At 40.8% G+C, this 14,875-nt stretch carries 15 protein-coding genes; 5 read left to right on the top strand and 10 right to left on the bottom strand.

The window, feature by feature from the left end:
* Positions 1-63 precede the first annotated feature (63 nt).
* On the top strand, positions 64-201 hold the full coding sequence (locus ACLFKQ_RS14225; RefSeq protein ID WP_449000471.1) for a photosystem II reaction center protein K: 138 nt from the start codon (positions 64-66) through the stop codon (positions 199-201).
* 64 nt (positions 202-265) lie between these two features.
* On the opposite strand, the gene ACLFKQ_RS14220 is transcribed toward ACLFKQ_RS14225, so the two are convergent.
* Complete coding sequence (locus ACLFKQ_RS14220) at positions 266-1,822, bottom strand: BamA/TamA family outer membrane protein (RefSeq protein WP_449000470.1); 1,557 nt, start codon at positions 1,820-1,822, stop codon at positions 266-268.
* A gap of 10 nt (positions 1,823-1,832) precedes the next feature.
* The gene (locus tag ACLFKQ_RS14215; protein WP_449000469.1) at positions 1,833-2,297 is read right to left on the bottom strand and encodes a hypothetical protein; all 465 of its coding nucleotides are present in this window, start codon (positions 2,295-2,297) and stop codon (positions 1,833-1,835) included.
* 639 nt (positions 2,298-2,936) lie between these two features.
* On the opposite strand from ACLFKQ_RS14215, the gene ACLFKQ_RS14210 reads away from it, so the two are divergent.
* Entirely contained in the window at positions 2,937-3,650 is a 714-nt protein-coding gene (locus ACLFKQ_RS14210) for a tetratricopeptide repeat protein (RefSeq protein ID WP_449000468.1), read from the top strand.
* Positions 3,651-3,719: 69 nt separating this feature from the next.
* On the opposite strand, the gene ACLFKQ_RS14205 is transcribed toward ACLFKQ_RS14210, so the two are convergent.
* Both ACLFKQ_RS14205 and psaM read right to left on the bottom strand, forming a co-directional pair.
* Positions 3,720-4,085, bottom strand: coding sequence for a slr1601 family putative cell division protein (locus ACLFKQ_RS14205; protein WP_449000467.1), 366 nt, complete (start codon positions 4,083-4,085; stop codon positions 3,720-3,722).
* Positions 4,086-4,278: 193 nt separating this feature from the next.
* The gene (gene psaM, locus ACLFKQ_RS14200; RefSeq protein WP_449000466.1) at positions 4,279-4,374 is read right to left on the bottom strand and encodes a photosystem I reaction center subunit XII; all 96 of its coding nucleotides are present in this window, start codon (positions 4,372-4,374) and stop codon (positions 4,279-4,281) included.
* Positions 4,375-4,625: 251 nt separating this feature from the next.
* Between psaM and ACLFKQ_RS14195 the strand changes: the two genes are divergently transcribed.
* Complete coding sequence (locus ACLFKQ_RS14195) at positions 4,626-5,336, top strand: TerC family protein (RefSeq protein ID WP_449000465.1); 711 nt, start codon at positions 4,626-4,628, stop codon at positions 5,334-5,336.
* 99 nt (positions 5,337-5,435) lie between these two features.
* Here ACLFKQ_RS14195 and ACLFKQ_RS14190 read toward each other — a convergent pair whose 3' ends face one another.
* The 3 genes from ACLFKQ_RS14190 to ACLFKQ_RS14180 all read right to left on the bottom strand — a co-directional run bounded on the left by ACLFKQ_RS14190 (position 5,436) and on the right by ACLFKQ_RS14180 (position 10,990).
* Complete coding sequence (locus ACLFKQ_RS14190; protein ID WP_449000464.1) at positions 5,436-5,645, bottom strand: glycogen debranching protein; 210 nt, start codon at positions 5,643-5,645, stop codon at positions 5,436-5,438.
* Between the two features lie 44 nt (positions 5,646-5,689).
* The gene (locus tag ACLFKQ_RS14185; protein WP_449000463.1) at positions 5,690-7,381 is read right to left on the bottom strand and encodes a SpoIID/LytB domain-containing protein; all 1,692 of its coding nucleotides are present in this window, start codon (positions 7,379-7,381) and stop codon (positions 5,690-5,692) included.
* Between the two features lie 114 nt (positions 7,382-7,495).
* Complete coding sequence (locus tag ACLFKQ_RS14180) at positions 7,496-10,990, bottom strand: hybrid sensor histidine kinase/response regulator (protein WP_449000462.1); 3,495 nt, start codon at positions 10,988-10,990, stop codon at positions 7,496-7,498.
* 292 nt (positions 10,991-11,282) lie between these two features.
* Between ACLFKQ_RS14180 and purU the strand changes: the two genes are divergently transcribed.
* Positions 11,283-12,137: a formyltetrahydrofolate deformylase gene (gene purU, locus ACLFKQ_RS14175; protein ID WP_449000461.1), complete on the top strand. Its 855-nt coding sequence runs from the start codon at positions 11,283-11,285 to the stop codon at positions 12,135-12,137.
* On the opposite strand, the gene ACLFKQ_RS14170 is transcribed toward purU, so the two are convergent.
* Positions 12,134-12,568 carry a YraN family protein gene (locus tag ACLFKQ_RS14170; protein ID WP_449000460.1) on the bottom strand — a complete coding sequence of 145 codons (435 nt, stop codon included), beginning with the start codon at positions 12,566-12,568 and terminating at the stop codon, positions 12,134-12,136. The genes purU and ACLFKQ_RS14170 overlap by 4 nt on opposite strands.
* 1 nt (position 12,569) lies before the next feature.
* Positions 12,570-12,887 (bottom strand): hypothetical protein, encoded by a 318-nt coding sequence (locus ACLFKQ_RS14165; RefSeq protein ID WP_449000459.1) that lies wholly within the window; start codon positions 12,885-12,887, stop codon positions 12,570-12,572.
* A gap of 181 nt (positions 12,888-13,068) precedes the next feature.
* On the opposite strand from ACLFKQ_RS14165, the gene ACLFKQ_RS14160 reads away from it, so the two are divergent.
* Positions 13,069-13,560 carry a pentapeptide repeat-containing protein gene (locus ACLFKQ_RS14160; RefSeq protein WP_449000458.1) on the top strand — a complete coding sequence of 164 codons (492 nt, stop codon included), beginning with the start codon at positions 13,069-13,071 and terminating at the stop codon, positions 13,558-13,560.
* 157 nt (positions 13,561-13,717) lie between these two features.
* Here the strand turns inward: ACLFKQ_RS14160 and ACLFKQ_RS14155 are convergent, their stop codons facing one another.
* Positions 13,718-14,866 (bottom strand): mechanosensitive ion channel family protein, encoded by a 1,149-nt coding sequence (locus ACLFKQ_RS14155; protein ID WP_449000457.1) that lies wholly within the window; start codon positions 14,864-14,866, stop codon positions 13,718-13,720.
* Positions 14,867-14,875: the final 9 nt, after the last annotated feature.

The raw sequence follows: 14,875 nt of genomic DNA, 5'->3' as shown, positions 1-14,875 counted from the left end.
AACCGAATCATGATAAGATTGTCTCTATCTTTAGAAGAAAATTTTTGGAAGGTAGATTGATATATGGAAGCTGCAATGCTATTGGCAAAGCTGCCGGAAGCTTATGCTATGTTTAAACCCCTAGTAGACGTTTTGCCCCTGATTCCCGTGTTTTTCCTGTTATTGGCTTTTGTATGGCAGGCAGCAGTTGGATTTAAATAAAAATAATTCAATTCACGTCAGCTGTTGTTTTGAAGCATCTCAGTAGAGGTGCTTTTTTGATGAGCTAAAAGCGATCGCCAATCTTAAAAATTATTTCACTACCTCCTTCATCGTTCAAGGCAAACTCCAGCCTCACCGCACCCACGGGAGTAAGAGCGCGCAAACCCAAACCATAACCAAAACCGCTTCCAGGTTTATCTCGCACCAGTGCCGGTCTTCCGATAACATCATCATCCGTACCCAAATCGCTGGCGTAATCGAAAAATACAGTACCACCTAGATCGATCTCTCTGTTAAACAGCGCGATCACAGTTATTGGATAGCGATATTCTGCCGTTGTTTGAACGAAACTACGTCCCGTTCCCAGTTCACCCGCTCCATAACCGCGTACCGAACTCGAACCCCCTAGAATAAAAGCATCATAGGGTGGCACTTCTCCTAAAATAGTCCCTCCCTGAAAATTTAGTACCAGAGTTCGCGCACCCTCGCTAAATCCAAACAAATTTAAAGGCAAGTATTGAGTATAGTTAGCCGCCAGACGATTATAGGTAATACTGGCATCACCGATGGGAATAGACTGATCGCTACCCAACTGTAAGATAAAACCCTCAGTAGGATTGCGCGGGTCGTTTTGACGATCTAAAACAGCAGCAAAATTAATGGTTAATAAATCGTCCCGCCCGTCATCACTAACAGTAAGGCGATTGCCGAATTCGTCGCGAGCTGAGATATCGTTAGAAAATGCTCTTTCTCTAGCAGAAATGCGTTGATAAGAAATACCGATCGCTCCTTCAAAATCTCTAGCCAGAGGACGAAAGTACTCCACACCACCACCTAGCCGATGTACCCAAGGCTCATTGTCACTGGGGAGATCGACATCGCGATCGCCATTGTCAAATTCAGGTTCTACTCCCCGTTGATTGAAGAAATTAATGCTGTAACCCCTGTCGTGACGGAGATAATTGCGATAGCCAACATCAAAACCAAATCTTTCTTCACCCCCTTCGATGCCAAAGCTAAGTAGCTGATTGGTACCGCCCAGGTTTCGCCAGCCAAAACGAACACCGCCAGCTATACCCAGAGAGCTATTAGATGAAGCGTCAACTACATTGGGCTTAACGGGACCTCGCAAGGCAGTAGGAGGTTGTAAAGTTAATCCAAAGGCAAAAAAGAGATCGCTGTTTTCTCTGACCGTTACTACCATTACTACTTCATCAGCTGTTGGTCCAGGCTCTAAAGCCAGCTCGGCATCGTCGATGATGTTTAAATCTCTAACTCCTGTTAAACCTCGTTCTGCCAATTTTGCATCGTACAGATCTCCTGGTTCTAAGTCGAATTCTCTTGTAATTACCTCTGGTTGGCTTTTGCCTTCCGTGAGATTACCATCGCGATCGACAAAGCGTACTTCAATCTCGCCAATAGTCTTTCCTTTAGCAGACGGTATAACTGTTTCTGACTCAGTTGGCGACTGAACGATTAGATCTCTAGGAGTATGTTTTGTAGCTAGCTCGGGCGATTGCCTATTACCCCCTTCACCAGATAGTATCGCTCGAGCTTGAGCCGTGGTCACCTCACCCAACCCAACCACAATAAATGATAAACAAAAAAGATAGAACTTCATTATTTATCATTTAAAGAACTTTGTGGGTGTGTTCGTGCTGTTTGATATTATCTTCAACACGCACGATATTTGTAGCATTTAGAACTCTTTTTCTTTCTAAAGAATAGTTAAAATCTTGTTTGAGAGTTCCTAAAGGAAGATGTTTTTTAGCTTCAGGACGACTTTTGTAAGTACGGGCTGCAGCTAATAGTCTCTCCTCGAAGTGATCGCATAAATTAGCATCCTGAGGAAATTCTGCAGGTAGTTGGATTTTGTCTTCAACCATAATTTCTCCCAGAGTTTTAGCACAGGCTGCTTGATAAGAGGTAGGAATTTCTTTTACCAGTGCTTCTAATGCAGCAGAGGGAATTGGTTCGATTACTTTAATTTCTCGTACTTCTCCTTCTTCTCTAAGAAAGCAGGTAGCTACTCCTAAGACACAATAGTCTTCTGGAGTTAAATCTGATGCTCGTGTTAGTAATGTTGTGTTAGTCATAAATTTAATTAGTACAGCACTCGTTAGCTAGTTTGATGCTGACTAACTGTCAGAGATTACTTCATCACGTCCGCCATCAACCAAGGGCTATATATAATTAGCGTGAGGAAACTTTGCGTCCTCTAACGCCCCGCAAAGCAGACTCGCAACCAAGGCGAGACTCTGCGGGTTGCCGAACAAGTCGAAGACTCGGTCTATTCCGCAAACGCTTCGCCCCGAAGCACTCTTCTCTGACCGCTGGTCAACATTTAGGAATGTTTAGGAATGTAGTTCAATATTGTGTTTAAATAGCCGACTTTATTAAAAATCTCGCTCGAACCAAACATTCCAACTTAAAACCTAGCACTGATTCGAGCCGTAATCTAAAAAATACATAAATATACCAATGGCAATAAATTGAAATTAATGATAAACACTGTTATTTTTTCAGAATTTTAGGGAACTCTATTCACTAAATAGATGATTTAATTGTGCTGCGAGCCAAAGGGAGAAATGCAATCTCGCTTGCTAAACTTAACCAAATCTTTATCCTAGATTGGTAAACAATTGTGCAAAACTGTGCTCGGTGACATATTATTCAGCTCAACTTAAGAATCAAGCCAGATAATGTATTAGCTTTAACCAGGTTTTATTGATGCCATGCAAATCGACTATCAAAATTGCGCTCGATTTCAGCCAAAACAAGGGAGCTTACTCTCGACTTATAGCTCGAATGAAGTATCTGTCTGTCTATACTCCTCTCTAGCTTACGGTGAAAAACTCAACTCAGAAGCTAGACTCAAAACTTGTTTGGAAGAAATAACTGCTCGAGGAGATTACGCAGTTGCCATCGCGATACTAGACGAGTTAATTGCCCTTCGTCCTGATAGTGCAGTAAATTACAATAACCGAGGATTAATGCACTTCCACAATAACCAAACGATTGAAGCAATTGTCGATTTATCTTTAGCTTTAAAACTCGACCCCAAGCTAGACAGTGCTTACAACAATCGAGCTAATTGTTATGCGGCTCAAGGCAACTTGGCTGAAGCAATCGCCGATTACGATTTGGCACTCGATCTCAATCCCACCAATCTTCGAGCTTGGATCAACCAAGGCATTACTTTTCGTGAATTGGAAATGTACGACTCGGCAATTGAAAATTTCGATCTGACTCTAATTATTGGTAACTCTTTTCAGGAGAGAATTTATGCTGAAAGAGGACGCTGCTACCATTTGAGAGGGGATTGGAATTGTGCTGTTGCTGATTACCAAAAGAGTCTACAACTTTTAAAAGACGATATTCGGCAAGACAGATATCGAGAAAAAGTAACAGTTTGGTTGGAAACATTATACAATCCTCTTCGTGGATAATATAACTAACAACAATGAATTATAGGCAAGAGGCAAGAAGCGACAGTAAGTAGCCATTGCCTATTTTTTTTATCGCTTGCGATCTACTTTTTCTTTAGGCAGCCAATAAATTCGACTGCGATTGGGTGCTAGCAGCGAACTATACTGTTCCATGAGACTTTGAGTTTGTTGTGGATCGAAGTTGTGATTGAGTTGATGGCGTAACTCTCTAACTCTAGCCTCGGTTTGTCCTACTTGAGTGCGAAGTTCTTCTAACTTTGCTTGTTGGGAAAAATGGTAGGGCAATAATTTAATTAAAGAAGCAATTGAAGCGATCGCAATTACCCAACTCAAAATTAGCTTGAGCCAAACTTCTGCCGTAACTCCTCGATAAGGAGAGCGCTTTTTTTGAGAAGGGCGAGGAATTTTAGTTGTGGACTGCCGATTTCGATTCATTTAAATTAAATAGCTGTCACGAAGCTTTAGCTTAGCAATTATTCGAGCGACAGTCACAGACCGTCTCGCCTTAAAACGACGAAGTAATCTGTGACTGCTGAGTTAATACCGACTCACTCAGACCCACCTATAGCAATAAACACTGTGGTTTAGATCCAAAATGGAAGAGCTTCAATATATTATTATCGAGGACTTATTTGTAAAGTTCCGTAGAAAGTCGAATTGCCATAATTCCGGGAATTAAAGCCACCACTAAAGCGACAAAAACTTGAGTATCGGATAAAGGCATATTAAATTACTCCTGTTTGAAAAAAAGTTATTCATTTTCTAATTTGCGTCATAATTGTCCCCAAGCCAAACAAGTCGTTACAATATGCAACATAATTAATAAAAACTGACTAAAAATTGAGAATTTAACTACGAGATTTGGTAGAGCTGTTAGGCGGTAGAGAAAATGAAAATATAAATTGTCGATCGCTCTCGTAGCTTGCGACAGTAGCCTCAATTCTCATTTATTATCAATCTGGAGAACAAAAGTGAATGGTTGGAGATTCATTCGATTACTTTGATTATCTGGCAGATCTGGGCTTTCAAACTCCTCTAATCTTGCTAGTGTTAATAGTTTTAGAAGCCGTACTTTCAGCGGATAATGCGATCGCGCTAGCTGCGATCGCCCAAGGTTTAGAAGAGCCTAAATTGCAGCGTCAGGCACTTAATATCGGTTTGGTGGTTGCTTATGTATTGAGAATTGCATTGATTTTAACTGCTACTTGGGTAGTTCGATTCTGGCAATTTGAATTACTGGGAGCGATATATTTGTTGTGGTTGGTATTTAACTATTTTGTTACTGATGATAATGAGTCAGTATCAGACCACAAGCATCTTAAGTTTTCTTCTTTATGGCAAATAATTCCTACAATTGCCATTACCGATCTGGCTTTTTCCCTCGACAGCGTGACTACAGCGATCGCGATTGCGGATGAAACTTGGCTGATTATTGCTGGTGGTACTATTGGTGTAATTACGCTGCGCTTTCTAGCCGAACTCTTTATTCGCTGGCTAAAAGAATATACCTATTTAGAGGATGCAGGATTTATCACTGTAGGTTTTGTAGGGTTGCGGTTGTTGCTCAAGGCAATTTTTCCCGATTTGGTTATTCCCGAATGGGTTACCATCGCCGTCGTTACTATATTTTTTACTTGGGGTTTTTCCAAGCGAGAGCCGGTCGAATCTTCGGGTGGAGACAACTAATGCGGTCTTATCTAATTTGAGAGAACCGTTTATAGATTAGAGAACGCAATTGACAAGGCTTTTATTCTAGACTTGATTTAAAATTGTTATTCTAATTTCTTAATAACTTAGCTTCAAAGCATTGACTGGTACCTCATTCCAAGTCTCAACGGTACGCAAACGAGCTACCCAACCACTTTGTTTTTGGGCTTCACTAAGATTGTTTTGCCAATTTTGATGACAGTCTTTGGCGATTGCTTCATTCTCACAGGCAATACAAGCATAAATAATCCCGCTCGGATCGATTTGTTCGTTCACCCAAATAGTCATAACATTTATTTATTTAGAACAAAAATATCCTACGCTACTCTACACTATAGTTTAACCGTGTGTAGCCAAATTCGATCGCCATATGACTGCTGGTTAGTTCTGGATAGTTGTAAAGGAGCACGCCAGAAAACGATCGCATCGTTTAGAGGCTCAATCGTAGTTTGGGGATAATAAAAGCTGAGAATTTGCGCTGCCGTCCAACCGAGATTAGCTAAATTGTAAGAGCCATATTGACTTAAACCGACTCCATGACCGAAGCCACCGCCGATAAAATCGTAGGCTTTTAATCGCTCTCGTTCCTCATAAACTGGTTCGAGATAAAATAAAGTACTAATTGGGGCTTCAAAAGCACTGCGTACGTCGTTTTTATGTAACTGCACTTTGCCTCTATCGGTTTGAATCGTCAAAGTCAAAATTCTACCAGAAGGCGATCGCTTCTCTATGTTCATCCATTGAATAGTACGAAAATCTGCAAGGGGATGGCGTGTTTTAGTTAAATAATTGCGTAAATCTCGGTTTAAGTCTTTAATACTGCTAGTTTTATGCCAGCGAAATACCCTACTGTGTCTTGTTTCGTTAAATCCTTGTTTCAATTTTAAAAAACGCCGCAAATTCGTTTCATCAGTCAAAGGAAACTCGGATAGATCCCAAACAGGTTGGGGAGAATCGATAATCGTTTGGAGATAAGGGCGATCTGCGCCATTCCAAATCTCGTCAAACGTGGCGGTAACCCCTCCAGTAGTCGAGGAATAAAGAGCATCTACCAATTCGTTTTGGTAAGTCAAAACCAAACCTTTGGTAGCTTCGATAGCGCGATCGCTCTTTAGATTAGTTCCCGACAAACCTTTGTATACCTGACAGTGAACGGTAGCACAGAGCTGATAACCATCTGCAGCAAAACGCCGTAAATTGCGTAAGGCATAAGTACGGGCGATAATAGTTTGGGCGGCGACTGCCTGGGGCGGAGCCTTGGTGCCAATTTCGTGGGGTACGACCCCTCTAAGATAGGTTTCTAAAAGAACGTGATTGACTAGGGTATATTCCCCAAAAGCATTGGGTTGGAGTTCTAAACTTCCACCATAGAGATGAGTAGCTGCTTCGTCATCGCCAGTGGTGACTTCGACTAGATTTTTTTTGGTGGTAATTTCGACCTCATCCTGTTGATATTCTCGACCGGCAATAGTTAGAGTAGCTTGGGGCTGATGAGTTAAGACCTCTGTCGATAAATAAGCCTCATCGTAACCATTTGCCTGTAAACTGTGAAGCAGCCAGCGTCGGATTAGAGGAGTTGAATAGACATCTCGTTTTGCCCACACCTGCCAGCGTCCTGGCTGAACGATTTCCACCTTAATGCCCAGTTCTTGCCAAGAATTGGCACTGGCTTCAGCAGTTTCAAAAGTAGCGCGATCGCTCAAAACTAGCCTTTCTGATAGTTGGGGCTTGGTTAGGGGTTGTGCCTCGACTGTCAGTGTGACTTTTTGAGTCTCAATCGGTTTGATATTCTCTGCCTGAGGAAAATTGACCGTCAGAGAATCTCCAGCAGTACTGCGAATTGTAACTTTGTCGATGGCAGGTTCTGATTCGTCAACAGGCTCAGTACCCAATCTTTGAATAATGCCGACCTCTAACTCGATTTCTTTAGCATTAACAGCAACTGCCGCTACAGTTTCTGTTGCCAACCAACAACCCAGTAAAGCGATCGCCAGTCTGCGACCGACTACAGTAATTTCAAACATTAAATTTATGTTTAGTAAAATTTTTTATGAGCCAAGTCTACTTTATCGAATAGGTTTTAGTCGTCCGTTTGTGTAAACGCGACTTCAAACCATAGCGCTTGCATTGGTTTTATTTCAATCTAGCTCGATACTACCGAGCAAAATTTCGCCATTAATCATTCTCTTAGCCGCATCCAATAGAGAATCTTCGACATAAGGTTTGACAAAGTAACCTTTAGCACCTTTTTGAGCGGCAATATTCCGCATTTTTTGGGCTCCCCGAGAAGTTAACATGGCAATGGGCAAAGTACAAAGTTTTTCGTCTTGCTGAAGTTGGGACAATAGTTCTAATCCATTCATTCTAGGCATTTCGATATCGCAGAAGGCAACATCGCAAGGAATGCCTTGTTTGAGTTTTTCCCAGGCTTCTCGACCATCTCTGGCTTGTTCTACCCGATAACCAGCTTTTTTAAAAGTCATTGATAATAGCTCTCTGATCGTTACCGAATCATCAATAACCAAAACTAGTGGCGCATCACTAGACTCTGAATTTGAGGTAGCTAAATTGTCAAATTTAGGTTCCGAAATTGCAGGCTCTGCCGAAGCAACTGACTCAGTTTTTTCCTCAACTCGATTGACTTCAATTAGACGTTGAGCCACATCCATGAGGTCTTTTTCAGTGTAAGGCTTGGTTAAGTAAGCCTGCGCTCCTAATTCACTCGCGAGTTGACGATGTTTGTCAGCACCGCGAGAGGTTAGCATTGCCACCGGTACTCGCTTTAATCCTTCGTGTTTTTGAAGATTTGAGAGCAGTTCCAAGCCGTTCATTCTCGGCATCTCGATATCGCAAAAAATCATATCGCAGGGGAGTCCGCCACGCAATTTATCCCAGGCTTCTTGACCGTCTCTAGCTTGTTCGACGCGATAACCGAGCTTATTGAAACTCATCGATAACAGTTCTCGGACGGTAATCGAATCATCTACTACTAACACCATCGGTTCCTGACGAACTTGGGTTTCAGCAGGCTCGCTTGGCAGGCGTTCGAGAAGCTCGAAGTTCATTTTAATCGTTCTCCTGCCTTGAGCGATTTCAATCAGCTCTAATACGTCACCAATCGGCATAATCTTGCCGTCGCCCAAAACTGTTGCTCCTGCGATCCCAGGAGGCTTGGCTAAAGAGCCTTCAATTTGTTTGATTACGATTTCTTGTTCGGCTTGTACTTCATCTACTTCCACTGCCAAAAAGTTGTCGACACTGCGCAAAATAATCACAGCTATGGTATCTTCGTCGCGGTTATTAGCACTGTAAAGGCTTCCTCGTCTTATTTGGCGATTGTAGGTAAGCAAACTACTTAAAGGTCGCAAAGGTAAGAGTTTATTTTGCCAAGAAATACACCTTACTCCATTTTCATTAACTTGAATGTCATCAGCAAAATATTCCAGCGTATTTTCTACACCATCAATTGGAAAAGCGATCGGATTATTATTGTCTACACAAATTAGGGCCTTACAAATACTTAAAACCAGAGGTAGTCGAATAGTAAAAGTCGTTCCCTGACCTTTTTGAGATTCTATACTGATAGTTCCGCGAATTTTTTTGAGGTCAGTCAAAACTACATCCATTCCCACCCCACGACCTGCAAAGTCGTCGGCTTTGTCTTTGGTACTAAACCCTGGATGAAATAGCAGATCGTAAATTTCTGGTTGAGTTAAGTTTTGTGCTTCTGCCCAAGTTAAGAGGTTTTTCTCAACCGCTTTATTTTTGACTTTTTCCGAATCGATTCCCGCACCATCGTCAGCAACTGTAATTACGGTTTGGTTTCCCTGGATAAAAGCTTTAATATTAATATTTCCAGCCACAGGTTTGCTTAGTCTAATTCTCTCTTCTGGAGATTCAATACCGTGAGATATTGCATTGTTGACTAGGTGAGTCATGGGATTGTAAAGGTGTTCGACGATCATTTTATCGATCAGAACTTCTTTCCCTTCTACGTTTAGTTTGGCTTGTTTTTTTTGCTGACGAGAAATTTCCCGAATCGCTCTTGGTAAGCGGTCTGCTGTGAGTCCGAAAGCAACCATACGCGAGGAATTCATTCCCTCCTGTAGCTGAGTAGTTACCTGACGGAGAGTTTGAGTCACTTTGTCGCTTTCATCGACCACAAACTGAATATCGGAAGCAGCTTCTCTAACTCTAACGATTAGCTCGATAATTTCTTGAGAGAGTAGGTGAAAGCCCGTAAAGCGATCCATTTCGAGTGCGTCAAGTTCGTCCGCCCGCAATTGTTCGCCTTGCTCGGAAAAACCAGACCGATTTATACCTCGCGATGCTACTACGTTAGATTGACGGCTAGCGAGCAATGCTCCTTCTAGAAGCGATCGCTCGTACATATCGTGCATTTTCGTACCCGCCTCTCCCAGAGACTGAACGTGACCGAGTAAATTATCTAGAAAGCGACGCAATCTTTCTTGGTCTTCTTCAAGTCGGTTACGTTTGACTACTAATTCCCCAATTAAGTTATTGAGATTGTCTAATTTACGCACCGATACCCGCATTGTCGGGTCGAAGACATTCAATTTGGCTGCTGTTTCGGCCTCGGGGATAGATTGAACTTTGGCAACAGGGGAAGATATTACCACGCTTGAAGATTGTGGCGGTAAGTTATTTTCAGACTCACTTAAACCAACAATTGCGTCCAAACTGGCTAATTCTAAATTTGAATCTAAACTGAGATCTAATTCGATTGAGTCTAAAGAACTATCGGAGTTGGTCGAATTTAATAATTCTGGTCCGGATTGGGAAAGCAGTAAATTATCTAAGTCATTCGAGTCGACATCCCCGTTCGCTTCTTCTGACAGAGGGTCTGTTAATTCTAGTTGCCCATCTAAATTACTCTCTGCAGTTTCCAATTCTAAATTTTCGAGCTCGAGAGATGTGTCTAAATTATAGTCTTCGATAAATTCTGTTTCTCCTCTTTCGGTATCGAGAGCGAAACTTAGAGAGTTTTCCTCTAAACTAATTTCTTCGTCTAGTTCGATCTCTTCGATAAATTCTGTTTCTCCTCTTTCGGTATCGAGAGCGAAACTTAGAGAGTTTTCCTCTAAACTAATTTCTTCGTCTAGTTCGATCTCTTCGATAAATTCTGTTTCTCCTCTTTCGGTATCGAGAGCGAAACTTAGAGAGTTTTCCTCTAAACTAATTTCTTCGTCTAGTTCGATCTCTTCGATAAATTCTGTTTCCCCTCTGGCACTATCTTGCAAGTTTTTAGTAGATACTTCCGACTCGGAAAGTCGCTCGAATTCAGATTTATCTACTTCATAACTACTTTCGATGTTTGTCTTGCGATCGAGAGGATTGCGAAAATCCCACTTGGATAGCTCTAAGTCTATTTCGCTTTCTGACTCAGGTGATTCTTCAACTTCTGCTAGAGAAGGTAGACGATCCTCAAAAACATCGGTTTCGTCGGAAAAGACGTCTAAATCCAACTCCGAATTCTCATTTATCCACAGATCGTTACGACTACTATCTAATTCTTCATTTTGAGGAACAGTTCGACCGGTATTTTCTAAACCATCTACAGCTGGTTCATCCCGATTGTCGTGGAACTCTAAAGGGTTATCCTGACTATTCATAATCTTTTTTTGAGCAAATAATATAGATAGAGCTTTACAAAGACGAAAATCTTATTGTGGTTTGGGTTTTCGCCAGAACCGCTTATTATAAATAGCGATTTTACATAAATTAAATAGATAAGTTGATAATTACTATCCAATTTTAGTTTTCCCAAAATTGGTGCGTCAAATTAATTTCTTTTTAGAAAATTAAAAAAATATAAATGCAGCTTAATTGAATTATGTCACTCTCGCAAGGTTAAAGATATTCTAATTTTTGCTAGTAAATACTAATTTAGTTAATTTTTTTCAGATGATTACTCCTACTGCAACCCTCTTAATTTCATGTCCAGATCGCCCGGGTCTAGTTGCCAAATTCGCCAACTTTATTTACAGTAACGGTGGCAATATTATTCACGCCGATCTCCACACAGATTTAAGCGACAATTTATTTTTAACTCGCATCGAATGGCAGCTACGGGGATTTAATTTATCCCGCGAGGCGACCGCCACTGCTTTCGAAGAGATCGCCAAACCTTTAGAAGCAACTTGGCAATTACATTTTTCCGACACTTTGCCCCGCCTTGCTATTTGGGTAACCAAGCAAGAGCATTGCTTGTTGGATTTACTCTGGCGGCATCAAGCCAAAGAATTACAAGCTGAAATACCGCTAATTATTAGCAATCATGGTAATTTAAAGGCGATCGCCGAACAGTTTGGAGTTGATTTCTATCATCTTCCGATTAACAAAGAAAACAAACGGGAACAAGAAGCTAGACAACTAAAATTGTTAGCAAATTATGACATCAATCTAGTGGTGTTAGCTAAATATATGCAAATTTTAAGCTCTGAATTTATTCGTAGCTTTCCCAAAATTATTAATATACATCATTCTTTTTTACCTGCTTTTCCCGGAGCCAATCCCTATCATCGAGCTTATCAAAGAGGAGTTAAAATCATCGGTGCTACGGCACACTACGTTACTCGAGATTTGGATGAAGGTCCGATTATCGAACAAGAAGTAGTCAGAATTAGTCATCGCGATACTACTGCAGATTTAATTCGCAAAGGCAGAGATTTAGAGCGATTGGTTTTAGCTCGTGCGGTGAGATTTCACCTGCAAAACAGAATTTTAGTTTATGGGAATAAAACTGTAGTTTTTAATTAAGCTAAGTCAAAAGCTGCTCTTAAATAGGTTTGTAAATTAAATTGATAAAAATCGCCATCGACTGAAAATTGCTTGGCGGTCAAACATTTGGCTCGGTTTTTTAGTTTGCTTACCAACTCGTATTTAACTAGAGCCACATCAAAGCGACAGGGCAGTTCGACTAATTGGGGGTTTTTAGCTAAAAAAAGAGTTGCTGCCTGACAGATTTTCTCTTGTTTGCCGTCATCAATAGCTAGTAAGCCATTTTCATCCCAATTATGACCGTTACGAGTTTTAACTTCAATAAAGATTAAGTTTTGTTTAGCAGGATGAATCGCGATTAAATCGATTTCTCCCTGACGACAAGTCCAATTTCGAGCGAGGAGTTGATAACCCTGGGTTTCTAACCAGGAAGCAACTAATATTTCACCTAACTTGCCGATGTTTTTCATCTTATAAATCTATATTTTCCAACTCCTTCCACAAAGCATCTAAAAACTTATCCGTATCGGTAATTCCCAATTCACCTAAAGCTTTCCATTCCTCAGCTTTAAATTCGCCGTCGGCACCGACAACTTCTTGTGTCCAGTAGGGTAAATAAGAAGGATCGGCGACAAATTCTCGTGCTATCTGTAAAGAGGTTTTACCTGCAATCTCACGCTCGACTTTAGCCTCTAAGCAAAACTTGAGCAATCTACCCAGGGTGGTTTCTGGTGTAACTGATAACAAAATAGCTATTGTATTAACTAATGCTGTTTTTTTTTCGTCCACAACTAGGTTTCTCCTTTGATACTGGTAAATTGACTTTAGCCCATTCGGCGATCGTCAGTTAGAGCGCAATTTAATTATTCTAATTTAAAGTATTTTTTATGTAATTACTTTAAATAAAGGCTGTAGAAACCAGGAAACATTTAGCGGTAAAATTTTAGCGACCGAGATTTAAGTAGCAACAATGAATCTAAAAAAAATTATCGGTAATCTCTCGATTTTCTTAACTGCTGTCAGTTTACTTAGCAGTATCTGGGTGATGCCAGCTTGGAGTCGCGACTTTAACAAGCAGGTTTTGACAGATGCTGATTTTGCTCGGCAAGATTTAACCGATGCAAGTTTCGATCACGCTAATTTGCGGGGCAGCGATTTTAGTCACTCGAATTTGTCGGGAGTACGATTTTTTGGGGCCAATTTAGCTGGAGCAAACTTCGAGGGAGCAAATTTGCGTGGGGCAGATCTAGAATCAACTCGAATGACCACAGCTAATCTCAGAAATGCTGTTCTAGAAGGTGCCTTTTTAACCAATGTGATGCTCGAGCGAGCCACTATTGAAGGTGCAGACTTCACCAATGCGTTAATGAGTCTTAGAACCGAAAAAGCCTTGTGTGAAAGAGCGAGTGGTACTAATTCTACTACAGGACGTAACACCAAAGAAACTCTTTTTTGTCCCTAAACTGGGACAAGAGAGAAATCAAAAACATCAGCAGAAAGTAGCAACTCTATCTTAGAAACTCTTCCCTTCTTTCTTCGCCCCCTGGCTTCTGGCTACTCACTACTTCTTTTATTCCCGCTGCCGTTCACGAGTCGTGCAAATTTGGATAAAAAAGTTCTTAAATAGTCACCGGTGACTCAACATAAATGGTTGGTTCTTGCATGATAAACTCGATTTGATAATCTTTAAACTGTTGAGAAATAGTTTCATTTGCTAGTTCTAGAAGTCGTTTTCGTAGTTGAATCGAATTTTCTGAAGAACCCAAAATAAAGAAAGTAACCCTAGCACGGGTTCCTGGCTTATCTTCTGGTTGAAAGAGTTTAATTTTAGTACTGCCAGGATCGATACCAAACAGAGCATCAGTACTTTCACTAACTATCTGCTCTACCAAAGCTTGCTCTCGTTCTTCGAGTTGTCTTAAAAAGTCTAGGTAGAGCAACACCATCACCTTTTTACCCCTAGTAATATTTTCGATATCCAAATTAGCTAAAATCGAATTGGGTATAATTACTAGGGTGCTTTTAGCTGCAGTTCTCAGTTTAGTCGAGCGCAAGCCAATCGATTCGATTCTGCCATAGACATCTTCAGCATGGGGATTGAGACTGACGCGAATATAATCGCCGGGAATAAAAGGGCGGTCTAAATAGAGTACAATGGTGCCCAAAAGCTGTTCTAAAGTATTTTGGGCGGCAAAAGCAACAGCGATACCGCCAATTCCTACTCCAGCTAATAAGCCAATTAAATTGATGTCTTGGCTTTGGGCAAAAGTTATTACCGCCACAAAACCGATAATTACATTGGCAATAGTTTCAAATACGAGCAACATCTCGTCTACTTCTAAGCCTAGCCTACGAATCATATCGATACCATAGACTCTGACAAACTGTCTGAACAGACGAGAAGCTAGCCAAGCAATACTAATAATTACTGCTAAGTTGAGAAAGAACTTGGCAAATTCGTAAAAACCTCGGTACTCCTCAATCAGGTTAAAGCTAATTGAAACCAAGACTAAAGTTCCAGCAATTCTAATTAGTTTTTCTAAGGGAACAATTAACCGCGCATAAATTTGAGAAAATTTATCGGGAAACAATTTTTGAATAATTGCTTTTACAAGTATGGGAGTGTATCTACCTGTTAGTAAGGCTAGGAATAAAAAAACTATAAAAACACCTACGTTAATAGTGTGTCTCAAAATTAGATTTTTGGTCGAGTCATCTAGTTCCAACCAACCTCGAATCGTTTTTTGAATTGTTTCCGAAATATTCATAGAAAGTCA

This window comes from Myxosarcina sp. GI1(2024), from assembly GCF_053543375.1.
This window is presented reverse-complemented; position numbering and strand designations above follow the sequence as displayed.

Excerpts from the sequence above, each read along its gene's own strand:
- ACLFKQ_RS14225 (WP_449000471.1), top strand. The coding sequence starts at position 64 with ATGGAAGCTGCAATGCTATTGGCAAAGCTGCCGGAAGCTTATGCTATG.
- ACLFKQ_RS14220 (WP_449000470.1), bottom strand. The coding sequence starts at position 1,822 with ATGAAGTTCTATCTTTTTTGTTTATCATTTATTGTGGTTGGGTTGGGT.
- ACLFKQ_RS14215 (WP_449000469.1), bottom strand. The coding sequence starts at position 2,297 with ATGACTAACACAACATTACTAACACGAGCATCAGATTTAACTCCAGAA.
- ACLFKQ_RS14210 (WP_449000468.1), top strand. The coding sequence starts at position 2,937 with ATGCAAATCGACTATCAAAATTGCGCTCGATTTCAGCCAAAACAAGGG.
- ACLFKQ_RS14205 (WP_449000467.1), bottom strand. The coding sequence starts at position 4,085 with ATGAATCGAAATCGGCAGTCCACAACTAAAATTCCTCGCCCTTCTCAA.
- psaM (WP_449000466.1), bottom strand. The coding sequence starts at position 4,374 with ATGCCTTTATCCGATACTCAAGTTTTTGTCGCTTTAGTGGTGGCTTTA.
- ACLFKQ_RS14195 (WP_449000465.1), top strand. The coding sequence starts at position 4,626 with ATGGTTGGAGATTCATTCGATTACTTTGATTATCTGGCAGATCTGGGC.
- ACLFKQ_RS14190 (WP_449000464.1), bottom strand. The coding sequence starts at position 5,645 with ATGACTATTTGGGTGAACGAACAAATCGATCCGAGCGGGATTATTTAT.
- ACLFKQ_RS14185 (WP_449000463.1), bottom strand. The coding sequence starts at position 7,381 with ATGTTTGAAATTACTGTAGTCGGTCGCAGACTGGCGATCGCTTTACTG.
- ACLFKQ_RS14180 (WP_449000462.1), bottom strand. The coding sequence starts at position 10,990 with ATGAATAGTCAGGATAACCCTTTAGAGTTCCACGACAATCGGGATGAA.
- purU (WP_449000461.1), top strand. The coding sequence starts at position 11,283 with ATGATTACTCCTACTGCAACCCTCTTAATTTCATGTCCAGATCGCCCG.
- ACLFKQ_RS14170 (WP_449000460.1), bottom strand. The coding sequence starts at position 12,568 with ATGAAAAACATCGGCAAGTTAGGTGAAATATTAGTTGCTTCCTGGTTA.
- ACLFKQ_RS14160 (WP_449000458.1), top strand. The coding sequence starts at position 13,069 with ATGAATCTAAAAAAAATTATCGGTAATCTCTCGATTTTCTTAACTGCT.
- ACLFKQ_RS14155 (WP_449000457.1), bottom strand. The coding sequence starts at position 14,866 with ATGAATATTTCGGAAACAATTCAAAAAACGATTCGAGGTTGGTTGGAA.